The 16,116-nt window shown below is 72.8% G+C and carries 11 protein-coding genes; 8 read left to right on the top strand and 3 right to left on the bottom strand.

The window, feature by feature from the left end:
* Positions 1-573 precede the first annotated feature (573 nt).
* The 4 genes from proP (at position 574) to ACYVOO_RS33340 (ending at position 5,340) form a co-directional block, all read left to right on the top strand.
* A complete protein-coding gene (gene proP, locus ACYVOO_RS33325; protein WP_461019480.1) occupies positions 574-2,235 on the top strand; it encodes a glycine betaine/L-proline transporter ProP in 1,662 nt (553 codons plus the stop codon).
* A 204-nt stretch (positions 2,236-2,439) separates the two neighbouring features.
* Positions 2,440-3,096: a GAF and ANTAR domain-containing protein gene (locus ACYVOO_RS33330; RefSeq protein WP_461019481.1), complete on the top strand. Its 657-nt coding sequence runs from the start codon at positions 2,440-2,442 to the stop codon at positions 3,094-3,096.
* Positions 3,097-3,508: 412 nt separating this feature from the next.
* Positions 3,509-4,084: a GNAT family N-acetyltransferase gene (locus tag ACYVOO_RS33335; protein ID WP_461019482.1), complete on the top strand. Its 576-nt coding sequence runs from the start codon at positions 3,509-3,511 to the stop codon at positions 4,082-4,084.
* An 8-nt stretch (positions 4,085-4,092) separates the two neighbouring features.
* On the top strand, positions 4,093-5,340 hold the full coding sequence (locus ACYVOO_RS33340) for a GTP-binding protein (RefSeq protein ID WP_461019440.1): 1,248 nt from the start codon (positions 4,093-4,095) through the stop codon (positions 5,338-5,340).
* Positions 5,341-5,347: 7 nt separating this feature from the next.
* Here the strand turns inward: ACYVOO_RS33340 and ACYVOO_RS33345 are convergent, their stop codons facing one another.
* Positions 5,348-6,754: an FAD-binding oxidoreductase gene (locus ACYVOO_RS33345; RefSeq protein WP_461019441.1), complete on the bottom strand. Its 1,407-nt coding sequence runs from the start codon at positions 6,752-6,754 to the stop codon at positions 5,348-5,350.
* A 472-nt stretch (positions 6,755-7,226) separates the two neighbouring features.
* Here ACYVOO_RS33345 and ACYVOO_RS33350 point away from each other — a divergent pair, with 472 nt between their 5' ends.
* The 4 genes from ACYVOO_RS33350 (at position 7,227) to ACYVOO_RS33365 (ending at position 12,283) form a co-directional block, all read left to right on the top strand.
* Positions 7,227-7,817, top strand: a complete 591-nt coding sequence (locus tag ACYVOO_RS33350; protein ID WP_461019442.1) for an EF-hand domain-containing protein — start codon at positions 7,227-7,229, stop codon at positions 7,815-7,817.
* Positions 7,818-7,819: 2 nt separating this feature from the next.
* Positions 7,820-10,426, top strand: coding sequence for a glutaminase A (gene glsA / locus ACYVOO_RS33355; protein WP_461019443.1), 2,607 nt, complete (start codon positions 7,820-7,822; stop codon positions 10,424-10,426).
* A gap of 171 nt (positions 10,427-10,597) precedes the next feature.
* Complete coding sequence (locus tag ACYVOO_RS33360; protein ID WP_461019444.1) at positions 10,598-12,076, top strand: SGNH/GDSL hydrolase family protein; 1,479 nt, start codon at positions 10,598-10,600, stop codon at positions 12,074-12,076.
* Positions 12,077-12,079: 3 nt separating this feature from the next.
* Positions 12,080-12,283 (top strand): hypothetical protein, encoded by a 204-nt coding sequence (locus ACYVOO_RS33365; RefSeq protein ID WP_461019445.1) that lies wholly within the window; start codon positions 12,080-12,082, stop codon positions 12,281-12,283.
* A gap of 122 nt (positions 12,284-12,405) precedes the next feature.
* On the opposite strand, the gene ACYVOO_RS33370 is transcribed toward ACYVOO_RS33365, so the two are convergent.
* Both ACYVOO_RS33370 and ACYVOO_RS33375 read right to left on the bottom strand, forming a co-directional pair.
* Positions 12,406-13,161: an aspartate/glutamate racemase family protein gene (locus tag ACYVOO_RS33370; protein ID WP_461019446.1), complete on the bottom strand. Its 756-nt coding sequence runs from the start codon at positions 13,159-13,161 to the stop codon at positions 12,406-12,408.
* Between the two features lie 177 nt (positions 13,162-13,338).
* Positions 13,339-16,008 carry an ABC transporter permease gene (locus tag ACYVOO_RS33375; RefSeq protein ID WP_461019447.1) on the bottom strand — a complete coding sequence of 890 codons (2,670 nt, stop codon included), beginning with the start codon at positions 16,006-16,008 and terminating at the stop codon, positions 13,339-13,341.
* Between the last annotated feature and the right edge of the window lie 108 nt (positions 16,009-16,116).

The raw sequence follows: 16,116 nt of genomic DNA on the forward strand, positions 1-16,116 counted from the left end.
GCACCCACGCACCCCACACGGCCACCGGCACAAGCCAAGAACCACGCGGCGCCAGCCGCAACGCACCGCAACCACACGCCGCGCCGAAGCCACCGGCCAGGAAGCCGAACACGGCGCCAAGCCACACGCGCACCGCCCCCGTGACGCGGCACAAAAACCAGCGCGGGACCCTACGGCACCCACCACACCGGCCAACCGTCCCGCGCAACACCCCCGTGAAGCGGGAAAACCTCCCGGTGAAGACGAGCACCCCGTGCAGGCTTCACCCCGTACCCCGTGAAGGGGTGCAGCCCGGTGAAGCGGGAACCCCTCGTTTCCTTCCGCACCCCGCGAAGGGGACCCGCTGATCGGAGCAGCGGCCGGCGCCCCGGAGGGCGGCCCGCCAGGGCGCTGACCTAATATCACCCTTGTGTCACTCTTTGCGGCGTCCGCCCTCCGGGCGGCATGCGCTCTCCACGCAGCCGACGACGAGCAGGGGCAGCCATGAACATCGGGGACAGGCGCGGCCCGCCCAAGAAGCGCGGCGACCGGCAGGCACAGGGGCTCGGCTCCGGCAGCGCGCAGACCGAGCGCATGCTGAGAATCCTGCTGCGCCGCCGCAAGGAGAGCCTGGAGCCCAAGGACGTCACCATCGTCGACAAGCCCCAGGTCAAGCGCGCCGTCTCGGCCGCGGCGCTGGGCAACACGATGGAGTGGTTCGACTTCGGCGTCTACGCCTATGTCGCGGCCACGCTCGGGAAGGTCTTCTTCCCGTCGGACTCGCCCGGTGTCCAGGTCATCTCCACCTTCGCCACCTTCGCCGCCGCGTTCCTGGTGCGTCCGCTCGGTGGCCTGGTCTTCGGACCGCTGGGCGACCGCATCGGCCGCCAGAAGGTACTGGCCGCGACAATGATCATGATGGCGGCCAGCACCTTCGCCGTCGGCTTCCTGCCCGGCTACGGCACCATCGGCATCGCCGCACCGCTGCTGCTGCTCGTCTGCCGCCTGGTGCAGGGCTTCTCGACGGGCGGTGAGTACGCGGGCGCCACCACGTACATCGCCGAGTACTCGCCCGACCGCAAACGCGGCTTCCTCGGGAGCTGGCTCGATTTCGGCACGTTCGTCGGCTATTCGCTCGGCTCCAGCCTGGTCACCGTGCTCACCGCCGTACTGACCGACGAGCAGATGCTGAGCTGGGGCTGGCGCATCCCGTTCTACGTGGCGGGGCCACTGGGCCTGATCGGGCTCTATATGCGGCTGCGGCTGGAGGAGACCCCGGCCTTCCAGGAGGTGGAGGCCAAGCACCAGAAGGCCGAGCACGAAGAGGCGGAGCACGAGGAGGCGGACGGCGCCGAGTCCGAGCTGTCCGAGGAGGACCGTCTCGAACAGGCCCGCATGTCCGGCAAGGGGCGGCTCAAGGAGCTGTTCACGCACCACTGGGAGGCCATGCTCATCTGCGTGGGCCTGGTGCTGCTCTACAACGTGACCAACTACATGGTCACCTCCTACCTCCCCACCTTCATGACCACCACCCTCGGCGAGCCCAACCTCACCGCCCAGTTGCTGGTGCTGGGAACCATGGTGCTGGTGGTGCTCTCGATCACCGTCGTGGGCAGGTCCTCCGACCGGTACGGACGCCGTCCCATGTTCCTCTGGGCCGCCGTCGCCATGATCATTCTCGCGATCCCGGCATTCGAGCTGATCCGCGAGGGCGGCATCCTGCTGCCCGCCTTCGGCTGTGTGATCCTCGGCCTGCTGCTGGTGTGCTTCGCGGGGACGAGTGCCTCCACGCTTCCGGCGCTGTTCCCGACGCACCTGCGCTACGGCGGTCTCTCCGTCGCCTTCAACGTCTCGGTCTCCCTCTTCGGCGGCACGACCCCGCTGATCAACTCGGCGCTGGTGGAGTCGACGGGCAACGAGCTGATCCCCGCGTACTACCTGATGGGCGCGGGCGCGGTCGGCGTCGTGGCCGCGCTCTTCCTGCACGAGACGGCGGGCAAGCCCCTGCGCGGCTCCTCGCCCATGGTCGAGGACGAGGCGCAGGCACGACGGCTGGTCGCGCGCAGCCGCAGCACGGCGAGCCGCGGGGCGCGCGACGTGTGGCTCACCCTGCGGCACGGCCACCTCCCGCGGCACGGCGGCAAGGCGGCGGAGGAGCACGACCGCGAGCGCGACCTCGCGTGGGAGGCGCGGGAGCGCGACCGCGAGCAGGAGCAGCAGGAACAGGAGAAGGGGGAGAAGGGGCCGGGTCAGTAGCGGGGGCGCGGGGAAGGGGAGTGAGGGTGCACCCCTCGGTCACGAGATTCCGCCCTGGGGGCCACGAGCCCGTCGGGGCGATTATCGTGAGCGGCATCAAGGCAGGCCGAGTGGCCGAGCGAGCCGGGTGGCCGGGTGGCCGAGTGAGAGGTGGCGGACGTGGAGGACGGTTCCTGGGAGGAGCTGACCACGGCACTGGCCAACATGGCACGTGATCTCCTGGCCCAGGAGTCCGTCCAGAAGACCCTGGACAGGGTCGTGGCGCACGCCGTGGATCTGGTCGACGGCTGCGAGGCGGCCGGGGTGCTGACGCTGAGCGGCAAGCGCGTGGAGACGCTCGCCGCGACGAGTGACCTGGTGCGCACGTCGGACCGCATTCAGGGTGAGGTGTTCGAGGGGCCCTGCCTGGACGCCACACGCCGGCTCACGGAGGTCTACAAGGTCGAGGACATGACCACCTCGGTGGACCGGTGGCCGCGGTACGCGCCGCACGCCCGCGAGCTGGGCATCGGCAGCATGATGGGTTTCCTGCTCTTCACCGAGAACGACAACCTCGGCGCCCTGGACATGTACTCCACCCGCCCGCACGCCTTCACCGGCCGCTCCGAGCACGTCGGCTGGCTGCTGGCCTCCCACGCGGCCGTGGCCTTCTCCAGTGCCCGTACGCACACACAGCTCCACGCGGCCCTGGACACCCGGCACGACATCGGTGAGGCCGTCGGCATCCTGATGGAGCGCTACAAGCTCAGCGAGGACCAGGCGTTCGGGGTGCTGAAGAAGAGTTCGCAGGACCATAACCTGAAGCTGCGCGATGTCGCTCGCACCGTGACAGAGACGGGCGGGGTCCCCGGGGCACGCTGAAAAGGCTCCAGGGCCACTCAGCAGACCCCGGGGGGCGGCTCCACAGGCTGCCGTGACCGAACCAGTGAAGCCTGAGCCGCTCCCATGCCCGGGCACAAGACCGGCCTCACCGACGAGTCACCAGCGGAGGGGACCTCACACTTCGCGGGCGGCACGAATACACACCACGTCCCGCCGGAGACACCGGTGACGGGGCCGACGAGGTGTGACGGCACCAGAGGTGTGACGGTGCCGGAGAGGTGACGGTGCCGGAGAGGCGCGCGTTTTCGACAACGATTTTCATGTAGCCTCGTACGCGGCCACTCCACCCCTGACCACGGAGAGCGAGACGAGCCGCGTGAACACTGCGCCGCGCCCCGCGCACACCCCTGACACCACCCGCCCTGCCCGCACCGCTCACCTCCCGGACCCGCTGGACCCCGTGCACACGGGCCCGTACACGGTGCGCGAGGCGACGCCCGACGACGCGGCGGGAGCGCGGAGCGTCATGCTCGACACCTTCTACCGCGAGTTCGACTACGGCTACGTCCCCGCCTGGCACGAGGACGTCATCGACGTGCAGGGCACCTATCTCACCGACCCCCGGCACCTGCTCCTCGTGGCCACGCGGGACGACGAGGTCGTGGGCACCACCGCGCTCCACTCGCGCGGCCCTGCCAGCCCGCCGCACCCGGCCTGGATCGCCGAGCGCTACCCGTCGGGACCCACCGCGCAACTGGTGCGCGTCTACGTGCGCCCCGAGCACCGCCGCCACGGGCTGGCCCGCACGATGGTGCGCATGGCCTGCGACTTCGCGGCGAGGCGCGGCGACTACGACTGCGTGTACCTGCACACCAACGTCGACATCCCCGGCGCCGAACCCTTCTGGCACAGCGTCGCCAAGGAGATCTGCGACGCCCGTACGACGGGGGAGCACGGACCGGGCTTCGGCACCGTCCACTTCGAGATCCCCCTCCCCCACGTCCACGTCCCCTCCGACCCCCGGTGAGCACCGTCATGCCGCACTCCCCCGCCCCGGTCCCCGGCCCCGCTCCCGCCTCCGCCGACGGGCGGCTGCCCGTCACCGTGCTGTCCGGCTTCCTCGGCGCGGGTAAGACGACCCTCCTCCACCACATCCTCACCCACCGCCACGGCCTGCGGGTGGCCGTCATCGTCAACGACATGAGCGAGATCAACATCGACGCCTCGCTCGTACGGGACGGTGCCGCGCTCTCCCGTACGGAGGAGCGGCTGGTGGAGATGACCAACGGCTGCATCTGCTGCACCCTGCGGGACGATCTGCTCGTGGAGGTCGAACGCCTCGCGCGCGCCGGGAGGTTCGACTATCTGCTCATCGAGTCGAGCGGCATCTCCGAGCCGATGCCCGTGGCCGCGACCTTCGCCTTCGCGCGGGACGACGGCGCCGGCCTCACCGACGTCGCGCGGCTGGACACCATGGTCACCGTCGTGGACGCCGTCGGCTTCCGCGCGGAGCTGGCACGCGGCGACGACCTCACCGAACGCGGTCTCGCCCCGGTCGAGGACGACGAGCGCACGGTGAGCGATCTGCTCGTGGACCAGGTCGAGTTCGCCGACGTGATCCTGCTCAACAAGACGGACCTCGTCGACGAGGACAGCGCCCGACGCCTGGAGGCGGCCCTGCTGCGGCTCAACCCCTCCGCCCATGTCCACCGCGCCGTACGCGGTGTGATCACACCGGAGCCCGCGGGCGGCACCGTCACGGCGCTGCTCGGGACCGGGCTGTTCGACCTGGCCAAGGCCGAGCAGGCGCCCGGCTGGGTGGCGGAGCTGAACGGCGACCACGTGCCGGAGACCGAGGAGTACGGCATCTCCTCGCTGGTCTTCCGCGACGACCGCCCGTTCCACCCCGGCCGCCTCTGGGACCTGGTCACGGGCCCGCTGAACGACGGCACCTTCGGGACGGTGCTGCGCTCGAAGGGGTTCTTCACGCTCGCGAGCAGGCACGCCGTCGCCGGGCTGTGGTCCCAGGCCGGCCCCGTGGCACGCTTCGAGCCCTCGGGGCTCCACGAGCGCGTCAGCAGCCAGGAACTGGTCTTCATCGGCACCGGGCTGCGCCCCGAGACGCTGCGTGCGGCGCTGGAGTCCTGCCTGCTGACGGACGCGGAGGCGGCGGGCGGCCCGGACGGCTGGGAGTCCCTGGAGGACCCCTTCCCCGCCTGGGACACCCACCTTCACCACACGGTCGACCACGCGCCACCGGCCGGGGCGGCGGTGAACCTATAGGTGCCCCCTAGCCGACGGGTACGTCCTCCGCGCCCTCCGCGTCGATGACCTTGCCCGGGTTGAGGATGCCGTGCGGGTCCAGCGCGTTCTTGACGGCGCGCTGCATGGCCAGCACGGCCGGGCCCAGCTCACTGTTCATGCCGCGCTTCTTCAGCACCCCGACACCGTGCTCGCCGGTGACCGTGCCGCCGAGCGCGATGGCGTCGTCGAGGATGACCTCGAACGCGCGCTGCGCGCGGACGCGGGCCTCCTCGTCCCCGTGCGGGGTGATGATGAGCGGGTGCAGATTGCCGTCGGCCGCGTGGGCGATGTTGGCGATCCGCACGTCGTGCGCGACGGCCGTCCGCTCGATGCGGGCCAGCATCTCCGGCACCAGGGCGCGCGGCACGCACACGTCCTCCGTGAGCACGGGGCTGAGCCGCTCCAGCGCGGGGTAGGCCAGCCGCCTGGCCTGGAAGAGCGCGTCGGCCTCCTGCTGGTCGGAGGAGCGGGCCGCCCAGGTGGCCCCGGCCGCGGTGAAGCACTCCAGCATCCGCTCCGCCTCGGCCTCGCCCTCGGCCCCCGGCGTGTCGCAGCGGCCGAGGAGCACGACGTCCGCGTCGGCCGAGAGGCCCATGTTCTTCCAGGCGTCGACCGCCGCGAGGCAGTGCCTGTCCACGAGTTCGAGCGCGGAAGGGACGACACCGGCCGCGATGACGGCGCTGACGGCCTCGCCCGCCGCGACCACGGAGTCGAAGTAGCCCGCGACGGTGCGCTCGGGCGGGCGCTGGTTCCGCAGCCGTACGGTGATCTCGGTGATGATCCCGAGCGTGCCCTCGGACCCCGTCAGCAGGCCCCGCAGGTCGTACCCGGCCACGCCCTTGGCGGTGCGCCGCCCCAGCGAGACGATCTCGCCCTCACCTGTGACCACCTCCATGGCCAGTACGTAGTCGCTGGTGACGCCGTACTTGGCGCAGCACATCCCGCCCGCGTCCGTGGCCACGTTGCCTCCGATCGTCGACCAGGGCGAGCTGGCCGGGTCCGGCGGGTACCAGAGGCCGTGCTCGGCGCAGGCGGCGCGCAGATCGTCGTTGACGACGCCGGGCTGGACGACGGCGAGCCGTTCGGCCGGGTCGATCTCCAGGACGGCGTTCATCGCCTCGAAGGAGACGACGACCGAGCCGTCCAGCGCGTTCGCCCCTCCCGACAGGCCCGTGCCCGCGCCGCGCGGTACCACCGGCACCCCGCGCTCCAGGCAGTACCGCACCAGCGTGCGCACCTCGTCGGCGGACCGTGGACGCACCACGGCTGCCGGTTCTCCGTACGGCGCCCACTCGGCCTCGTCGTGCCGGTACCCGGCCATGCTCTCCGGGTCCGTGACAACCCGTGACCCCGGCAGGATCCGCGTCAGCGCTTCCGCCACCGTCTCCGCCATGCCCTGGCCACCTCCTCGCTCGGCTTCCTCGCGCGGCGCGTGCTTCTCCCGCGCCGCGCGGACCCTCATCATCTGCCTTCGGCCGCGAAGGGCCGCCCTCGGGGTGCCGCTCCGCGTGCGGGGCGGAGACGGCGCGTTTCTCTCCCGGATTTCCCGAATTCCCCGGAAAGGCGGCTCCGGCTCACAAGGGGCGCCGGCCGGGACGGTATCCCATCGCCCACCCATTGTTGAACACGGAGCAACACCGCGGGCTTTTTCAACACATCTCCGGGACGTCTCCGAGACTATTCCATAAGGCCCTGAGGCACATTCACGGTAAGGCCACGCCGCCGTGCGTACCCGGGACGTCAATTCCATGACGCCGCCCCGTACGAGCCCGACACCGGCAGCTCGCGAGAGCGTCCCCCGCGCCCCGCGCAGGTGGTCGGGCCGCGGCGGGACCCAAAAGCACAGGGAACGGAAAGGTTCTCGTATGCCCACCGCACCACGACCAGCCACCCGCGACAGCCGCCATATGCGCCGCTTCGAGCTGATGGACACCGATGGCAACGGAACGCTGGAGGAGTCCGACTACACGCGAATCGCCGACCGTCTCGTCGCGGCTTCCGGGGCGGCAGAGGACGCCCCGGAGGCGGAAGAGGTCCGGCGCCACTATCTGACGCTGTGGCGGACACTCCGCGCGAAAGGCGACGTCGATCTCGACGGAAAGGTCACCCCGGAGGAATACCGCGCCTCGGTGGTGCAGTCCTTCGTCGACGGCGACGGTTACGACCAGTTGATGACCCCCCTGGCCCAGGCGGTCGTCGCGCTCTTCGACGACGACGGGGACGACGCGCTCACCCACGACCAGTACCTCGCCATGACGGGAGCGCTCGGGCTGGAGCCGGACAGCGCGGCGGAGGCGCACGGGATCATGGCCGACGAGGACGGCAAGGTCCCGGCCCGTCAGTTCCTGGAGGCGCTGCGGGAGTTCTATGTCGCACCGGCACCGGGGCCGGCCGGTTCCGTCCTCTTCGGCAGTCCCGGCAGTCCCGGCAGCTCCGGCAGCTCCGGCAGCCTGTGACCGTGGCCGCGGACCGCCACAGCGAGGAGGTGCCCGCCGTCGTGAGGACGGCGGCGGACGCCGCCCGTGGGGTGGTGGCTTCGTGGGCGTTCGGCGCCGCCGTACTGGCCTCGATCACCGGGAACGCGATCGTGCTGGGCCTGGAGACCTACGATTCGGCGATGGCACGCTGGGGCGAGTCGGCCGCGCTGCTCCAGCACCTCTTCCTGGGGCTGTTCGCGCTCGAACTCGCCGTCCGCGCCCTCGCCTACGCCGACCGGCCGCGCGACTTCTTCCGCGAGGCGTGGAACGTCTTCGACCTGTTCCTGCTCGTCGCCACGCTGATGCCCTTCGCCAGTGCCAACGCGAGCGTGCTGCGGCTGCTGCGTCTCGCGCGGATCCTGCGCGCCGCGCGCATGCTGCCCCATGTGCGGCTGATCGCCTCGGCCGTTGGCCGCAGCCTGCCCGGCACCACCGGGTTCCTCGTGGTGGGCACGCTGGCGCTCTACCTCTACTCGATGATCGGCTGGATGCTCTTCGCCGAGGCCGACCCCGAGCACTACGGCTCCGTCGGCCGGGCCGCGCTCACCCTCTTCCTGCTCATCACCCTCGACGGGCTGAGCGACATGGTCCGCACCGGGCTGAGCGTCTCCGAGTGGACGGTCCCTTACTACGTCTCCTTCGTGCTCTTCGCCTCGTTCGTCCTGGTCAACACGCTCATCGGCGTCGTCCTCACCTCCTTCGAAGAGGCGCGCGAGGCGACCCGTTCGGCGGACACCAAGCGCAGGCGGGAACGGGGCGGCCGGAAGCGGCGGCGCGCGTCCGTCTCGCTGCGCAAGCCGGAATCGGAACCGGAAACGGAAACGGAACCCGAACCGAAGCCCGACCCCGAAGCGGCTCCCGTACCCCCGCCCACCCCCGTGCCCCGAAAGGAAGCTCCCGTGCCCACCCCCTCACGTTCCGCAGCCCTCGCACGCCGCGCCGCGGCCAACGGCTCGGCCTCCACGCGGAGTACGGCCTCCCCCGACCCCGGCCCCGATTCCGGCCAGGACGCCCTCCGTACCCTCTTCGACGCCTTCGACGACGACGGGAACGGCACGCTCTCCCGTTCCGAGCTGGCCTCGCGCTTCACCGCGGCGGGCATCCTCGACGACGACCCCCGCATGGAGCGCACCCTCGCGGCCACGCGGGGCGGCGAACGGGAGCTGGACTTCGACGAGTTCGCCTCCCTCGTCCGTGAGCACAGCGGGCTGCTGCGCCGCGTGCTGCGGGACGATCTGGCCGTACCCGACTTCCCGCTCCTCGCCCAGGAGATGGACGAGCTGCACGAGGAGCTGCTGGAGGTGCGCGACGGGGCCGTCGCCGACTACATCCCGGGGCTGGCCCGGGTGGACCCCGACTCGTTCGGCACCGCCCTGTGCACCGTGGACGGCCAGCGCCATCTGATCGGCGACACGCGCACCCCGTTCTGTGTGCAGTCGGTCTCCAAGACCGTCAGCTACTGCCTGGCCCTGGAGGAGCACGGCATCGAGCCGACGCACCGGCACGTGGGCCGCGAGCCGAGCGGGCGGGGCTTCAACGAGGTCACGTTCAACCAGCAGGGGCTGCCCCACAACCCCATGATCAACGCAGGCGCGATCATGACCTGCTCCCTCGTGCACGCGGGCGCGGACACCTCGGATCGCTTTGAACACGTGGAGAAGACCTGGGAACGGCTCGCCGGAGGCCGCCGTCCCGGCTTCAACAACAGCGTCTACCTCTCCGAACGCGCCACGGCCGACCGGAACTTCGCGCTCGGCTATCTGATGCGCGAACAGGGCGCCTTCCCCGAGGACGTCGATCTGGCGGAGACCCTGGACTTCTACTTCCAGTGCTGCTCCATCGAGGCGGACGCGGACATGCTGTCCGTCGTGGCGGCCACCTTCGCCAACGGCGGTGTCTGCCCGCTCACCGGGGAGCGGATCTTCAAACCCGAGACGGTGCAGTACTGCCAGTCGCTGATGACCTCGTGCGGCATGTACGACTTTTCCGGCCAGTTCGCGTTCAGCGTCGGACTGCCCGCCAAGAGCGGTGTCTCGGGCGCGCTGATGGTCGTGGTCCCGCAGGTGATGGGCATCTGCGTGTGGTCGCCCCGGCTCGACGAGCAGGGCAACTCGGTGCGGGGCGTGGAGTTCTGCCGCCGCATGGTGGAGAACTACGTCGTCCACCCGCACGACGCGGCCGAGGGCCAGTCCGACCGCCGCGACATCCGGCGCCGCAAGGACCAGACCGCGCTGGAGTCCGTCACGGCGCTGTGCTGGGCCGCGGCGCAAGGCGACGTCGACGAGCTGCGCAGGCTGCTGGCCACGGGCGCCTCGCCCGACGCCGGTGACTACGACGGCCGTACACCGCTGCACCTCGCGGCGGCCGAGGGGCGCGACGAGGCGCTGCGCTTCCTCCTCGACCACGGCGCCGACCCCTCGCGCACCGACCGCTGGGACAACACACCGCAGGACGACGCGGAGCGCGAGGGGCACACGGAGACGGCGCGGACGCTGCGCGAGGCGCGCCCCGAGCGGCGGTCCGGGGCGCGTCCGCCGCGTCGCTCGGGCGAGCGGGACACGCGGCGGCCGGGCGTCGGCCGCCGCTGACGGGCCGGGGGCGCGGCGCCCCTCCGGGGCCCCTCGGAGGTGGGTGCCGTACGCCACGGGGTACGGGTACGGGTACGCGTGTGCGAGGGGCCGCCCGACTTACCGCACCGCCGCCCCACCGCACCGCCGTCCGCCGCGTCTCCGCCTCCGTCGCGCCCCCTGGAGCTGGCCTTGACCCGTCCGACCGCCCCCGTCCTCGCGCCCGTCCCCCTCGGCCCCGGAGGATCCGTCGTCCTGCGGGGCGCCCTCGACGTCGAGCGGACCGCGAACGGGCTGCTGCCGCACCGGCTCCCGGCCCGTGCCAGGGCCCAGTTCCCCGACGCGTTCGTGGCCCTCATGGAGGAGCAGCCCAGCGGCGTACGACTGGCCTTCCGTACCGAGGCCAGCACGGTCGAGCTGGACGTGCTGCCCACCAAGACGGTCTACAAGGGCGCGCCGCCGGGGCCCGACGGCGTGTACGAGCTGCTCGTCGCGGGGCACCCGGCGTGGCGTACCAGCGTGCCCGGGGGCGACGTCCTCACCCTCGACATGGCCACGGGCGTTATCAGCACGGCCCGGGGCCGACCGGGAACGGCCCGCTTCAGCGGGCTCCCGCGCGGCGACAAGGACGTCGAGATCTGGCTGCCGCAGGCGGAGCGGACCGAGCTGATCGCCCTGCGCGCCGACGCGCCCGCGCGTCCGCCGACGCCTACGGGGCTGCCGCTGTGGGTGCACCACGGCAGCTCCATCAGCCACGGGGCCGAGGCCGAGGGGCCCACCGGCACCTGGCCCGCCGTCGCCGCCGCCCGCGCGGGCGCCGAGCTGGTGAACCTCGGCCTGGGCGGCAACGCCCTGCTCGACCCCTTCACGGCGCGCGCCCTGCGCGACACGGAGGCCGACCTGATCAGCCTCAAGATCGGCATCAACATCGTCAACACCGACGCGATGCGCCTGCGCGCCTTCGGCCCGGCCGTGCACGGCTTCCTCGACACCGTCCGCGAGGGGCACCCCGGCGTCCCGCTGCTGGTCGTCTCCCCGGTCCTCTCCCCCTTCGTGGAAGAGCGCCCCGGGCCCACGGCACCCGACTCCGAGGCGCCCGAGCCGCGCTTCCGCGCGTTCGGTGACCCGGAGGACGTCGCGTCGGGCCGCCCGACCCTGCGGGTCATCCGCGCCGAGCTGGAGCGGATCACCGCGCTGCGCTCGGCCGAGGACCCGGACCTGCACTACCTCGACGGGCGCGCGCTAGGGGGTGTCTTCGACGTAGCGTCGTCCGGCCGCCAGGCCGGGGGCCGCGGCATCTGGTGCGTGCGATCGCAAGGCGGAGGGAGGAGAGCGCCGGGGGTACCTCCCAGCCCGCAGGGCCTGGGGGAGGGTACCTCCCGCCCCCAGGGCCTGGGGGAGGGCTGCGCTGACGACCGACAACGTCGCGAGCGTGCGTGCCAGGCGCCGCGGCCCAGACGGGACGTCGAAGACACCCCCTACGGGGAGCGGGACTTCGCGCGGCTGCCGCTGCCCGACGGGCTCCACCCCGGCGCGGAGGGCCACCGGCTCATCGGGGAACGCTTCGCGCGGCTCGCCTTCGGCGACGGCGGCCCCTTCGGTCCCTCCGGCCCCCTCGCGCCCGGCCGGGACGCCCCGGATGCGGAGTCCTCCGGAGAGGCGCAACCTTGAGGTATGACTCCGCCCGTCGTCGTGCACGAACCGTCCCCCGAGGGAGGGCGGGACGTCACGGCCGGAACGGAGCTGCTGGGCCGGGCCTACGAGCCCGAGGACGTGGTCAGGTTCCTGCGGGGCGCCGGGCTGACCGACGAGCAGATCCAGCTCGACGACCCGAACCTCATCGAGTGGCGCGGCGGCGGTGCCGAGGTGTGGCGCTGACGTGCTCCCCGGGCCGCCGGAGCCCTGGAGTGACGGGCCGGGCCGGGTCCGCCCGCGCCTGTGCCCGCGCCCGCTGACCGGCTCGCGCCGCCCGCTCCGAGGCGCCCGCTCCGGAACACCCGTCAGAGCAGTCGCAGGACGCGTTCGTCCCCGGCCTGGGCGTCGGGGCCCTCCGCGAGGAACCCGGTGAGCGCGAACGAGGCGAACAGGCCCGCAGCCGCCACCGGGTCGACGCTGCGGATGCCCCACTCCCGCAGCAGGCGCGGGCCCAGCCCGATGGTCGCCATCCCGGTGCAGGCGAGGACGAGCACGTCGGCGCCCGCGTCCTCGACGAGCTGCCGGGCAGCGCGTACCGCCGCGCGCCCGCCCTCCTCCGTCAGCAGAGCCGTGGTGTCGTGGACGCCCTCGGGCCGGAGATGGCCCACGAAGCGGTCTCCGAGCACGTCCATGACCGCGGGCGGCACCGTGTCCGTGATGCCCAGTACCCCGATCCGGCCGCCCATGGCGAGCGCGACGGCCGCGGCGGACGAGCCCGCGCCGATCACGGGGACGGTGACGGCCGCCCTGGCGCGCTCCAGCGCCGGATCGGCGGCGCAGCTCACGATCAGGACCGCCGCTCCCCCGTCCGCCATCTCGCGGGCCAGCCGCTCGATCTTCGGCTCGGCGAGGTCCGCCGTACGGTCGCTGTGGATGCCGTGCGGCTGGTCGGGGATGCACCGGGAGACGGTCGCGAAGCCGTAGCGCTCCTCCAGTGCCCTGCCGTGCGCGTCGACGAACGCCGGATCGTCGCTGGTGAGGACGCGGATGACGCCGACGTGCCGGCCGGGTGCCGGGGACGAGGGGAGCGGGCGTACGGAAGGGGTGTGCGAGGCGGTCATGCGGGGCTCCCTGGGGGACGGTCGGACAGCGGGTCGGGGCTGGTTCGGCTGGTTCGGCTGGTTCGGCTGGTTCGGAAGGGAGGCGCGGCTCGGGCCGGTCGGACGGCAGCACTGTGCTGACGGGGGTGCCGCGCGCACAAGGTTTTCTCTGATAGCGGGAAGCCCTGGGAGGGGCGGCTACTCGGTGTCCGCCGACAGCGCCCGCAGCATCGGTGTGCGTGCCGCCTGGCGGCCCGGCCACAGGGAGGCGAGGACACCGATGGCGACGGACGCGGCGAAGAACGCGCCCAGCCGCCCCCACGGCATGACGAGCACCGCGCCCTCCTCGCTCGCGACGGCGGCGGCGCCGAGGACGGCGCCCGCGAGGAGGCCGAGTCCGGAGCCGAGGAGGGAGACGACGACGGACTCGATGCGCAGGACGGAGCCGACCTGCCGGCGGTCGAGGCCGAGGGCGCGCAGCACCCCGATCTCCCTCACCCGTTCGAAGACGGCCATGCTCATGGTGTTGACCACGCCCAGGGCCCCGATGAGGACGGCGACGCTGAGCATCGCGTACATGATGTCGAGCAGCGGCGCGAACGGGCGGGCCGCTTCCTCGCCCGCGTCGGCGCGGTCCTGGACGAGGAGCACCGGGTTGTCCAGCGCCTCGCGGATGTCCTCCTTGACCGTGCCCGCCTGTCCGGGTGCCGTCTTGACGAGGACGGACTCGATGAAGGCCCCGGACGGACCGTCGCCTGTTCCGGAAGCGGTACCGGAACCCGAACCGGAACCGGAGCCCTCGCCTGACCCCGCGGCCTCCCCGGACAGCGCGGCGGCCGGGACGAGCGCCGGGCCGAGGTCCTCGGGGCCTTCGTAGACGGCGACGACGGGCAGGCTCCTGCTACGGGCGCCCTCGCCCAGCGCCCCGGAGACCCGGGAGCCCGGCTGCCAGTCGTGGGCGCGCGCCGTCTCGCTGGTGACGGCGATGCCATGGCCGAGGTCGTCGAGCGAGCCCCGTACGACCTTGAGCCCCGCGGCACGCTCCACGGTGTGCGGGTCCACTCCCACCACGGGCAGCAGGTCGTCGCCGCGCATCCGCAGATCCCCCTGGACCAGCGGGGTGGCGGCCTCGGCGCCGGGGACGCGGGCGACGCGCCCGGGGACGTCCGCTCCGATGTCGGCGAAGTCCACGGCCTTGACGCGGATGTCCGCGACCATGGCGGCCTCGGCGTCCCGCGTGGCCATGTGGCTGAGCGAGGAGACGGCCACCGTGATCGCCGCGACCAGGGCGAGGCCGACCATGAGCGCCGTCGCGGTGGCCGCCGTACGCCGCGGGTTGCGCCGCGCGTTGGCCACGGCCAGCGTGCCCCGGACACCGGCGAGCCTGGTCAGGGGCGCGCGCAGCACCCGGGTTACGCCGAGCGCGGTCAGCGGGGTGAGGACGATCAGGCCGATGAGCAGCACGGGCACGGCCGCGGCGAAGAGGCTGGTGTCCTGCGTCGCCGCGAGGACCAGCAGCGCGCCGAACCCGGTCACGCAGGCCCCGATGACGCCGCGCCGGCGCAGCGAGGCGGGCGTCGGTGGCCGCACCGTGCGCAGGGCAGCGACCGGGGGCACGGCGGAGGCGCGGCGCGCGGGCAGGTAAGCGGAGAGCGCGGTGACGCCGATGCCGACGGCGAACGCCGCGAGCAGGGGCATGGCGGCCAGCGGCCTGAGCGCGGCGCGCGGGGCCCCGGCGCTGTCGAACAGGGTGCCCAGCGCCTCGGCCACGCCGATGCCCAGGAGATGGCCGATGGCGGAGGCGAGGGTGCCGATGAGCACCGCCTCGGTCAGCACCAGCCGTTCGACGTACCCACGGGTTGCGCCGATCGCGCGCAGCAGGGCGTGTTCGCGGGCGCGCGCCGCGCTGAGCATGGTGAACGTGTTCGCGACGAGGAACGTCGAGACGAGCAGCGCGATCCCCGCGAAGACCAGCAGGAGCGTGGTGAGCTTCTGGCTGTCGGGGCTCGCCGCGGCCTCCGCGTCCAGTTCGGCCCTGGTGACCGTCTGGAGCGAGGAGGGCAGGAGCTTCCCGGCCCGCTCGGCGAGCGCCGCGTCGGAGGTGCCGCGCGCGGCGGTGAGGGTGAGGGAGGCGTATGTGTCAGGGGCCGGCGCGAAGAGCCGGGCCGCCGTGTCCGCGTCGAAGGCGGTGAGGGTGCCGCCGGAGGCGAGCCGGGGGTCGTGCGCGGTGAAGACGCCGACGAGGCGGGCCGTGCGCACCTCGCCCTCCACGACGACGCGCACGCGCTGGCCCACGCGGGCTTTCGCGCGCTCGGCCGTGGCGCGGTCGAGGGCGATCTCGCCGGGGCCGCGCGGCCCGTGGCCCTCGGCGAGCGGATAGCGGGGGTCCTCGCCGCTCTTCCCGGCCTTGCCGCCCTCGCCGCCCTTCCCTGCCGGACCGGGGTGCCGGGGTACGTAGTTGACGCCAGCGGCCGAGGCCATGTCTCCGACGGGGGTGCCCTCGGCGCCGATGACGAAGGCGCTGCCCTCCAGGGTGCCGCGCGCCGCCGCGGCACCCGGCAGCGCCTCCAGCCGGTGGAGCAGGCTGTGGTCGAGCGCCTGCGTCCCGCCGTCCTCCGGGTCGGCTGAGGGGCCAGGGCGCACCTCGACGGAGACGTCGGGCCGCGCCTGCGTGAGGGCGCGGTCCATCACGTCGGAGACGGACTGGCCGTAGAGCAGCGATCCGCTGACGCACGCGACGCTCAGCACCACGGCGAGCGCGGGCAGGGCGAAGCGGCGCCTGTGCGAGAGCACACCGCGCACGGCGGCGCCGAGGGCGCGGAACAGGGCGGACATCAGGGGCGGTGACAGGGCTGACGTGGTCGGCATCGGCTGCTTCCAGGCACGGTGGGAGAACGGACAGGGGCAGGCGGAACAGGCCCGGGTGAGGGGCGGGAGAGAACAGGAAGGGGGAACAGGAAGGGGGTAAGGGGGGAG

It is taken from the genome of Streptomyces daliensis (genome assembly GCF_054782395.1).

Coding starts and splice junctions, on each gene's coding strand:
- proP (WP_461019480.1), top strand. CDS start 574: ATGCTGAGAATCCTGCTGCGCCGCCGCAAGGAGAGCCTGGAGCCCAAG.
- ACYVOO_RS33330 (WP_461019481.1), top strand. CDS start 2,440: ATGGCACGTGATCTCCTGGCCCAGGAGTCCGTCCAGAAGACCCTGGAC.
- ACYVOO_RS33340 (WP_461019440.1), top strand. CDS start 4,093: ATGCCGCACTCCCCCGCCCCGGTCCCCGGCCCCGCTCCCGCCTCCGCC.
- ACYVOO_RS33345 (WP_461019441.1), bottom strand. CDS start 6,754: ATGGCGGAGACGGTGGCGGAAGCGCTGACGCGGATCCTGCCGGGGTCA.
- ACYVOO_RS33350 (WP_461019442.1), top strand. CDS start 7,227: ATGCCCACCGCACCACGACCAGCCACCCGCGACAGCCGCCATATGCGC.
- ACYVOO_RS33365 (WP_461019445.1), top strand. CDS start 12,080: ATGACTCCGCCCGTCGTCGTGCACGAACCGTCCCCCGAGGGAGGGCGG.
- ACYVOO_RS33370 (WP_461019446.1), bottom strand. CDS start 13,161: ATGACCGCCTCGCACACCCCTTCCGTACGCCCGCTCCCCTCGTCCCCG.
- ACYVOO_RS33375 (WP_461019447.1), bottom strand. CDS start 16,008: ATGCCGACCACGTCAGCCCTGTCACCGCCCCTGATGTCCGCCCTGTTC.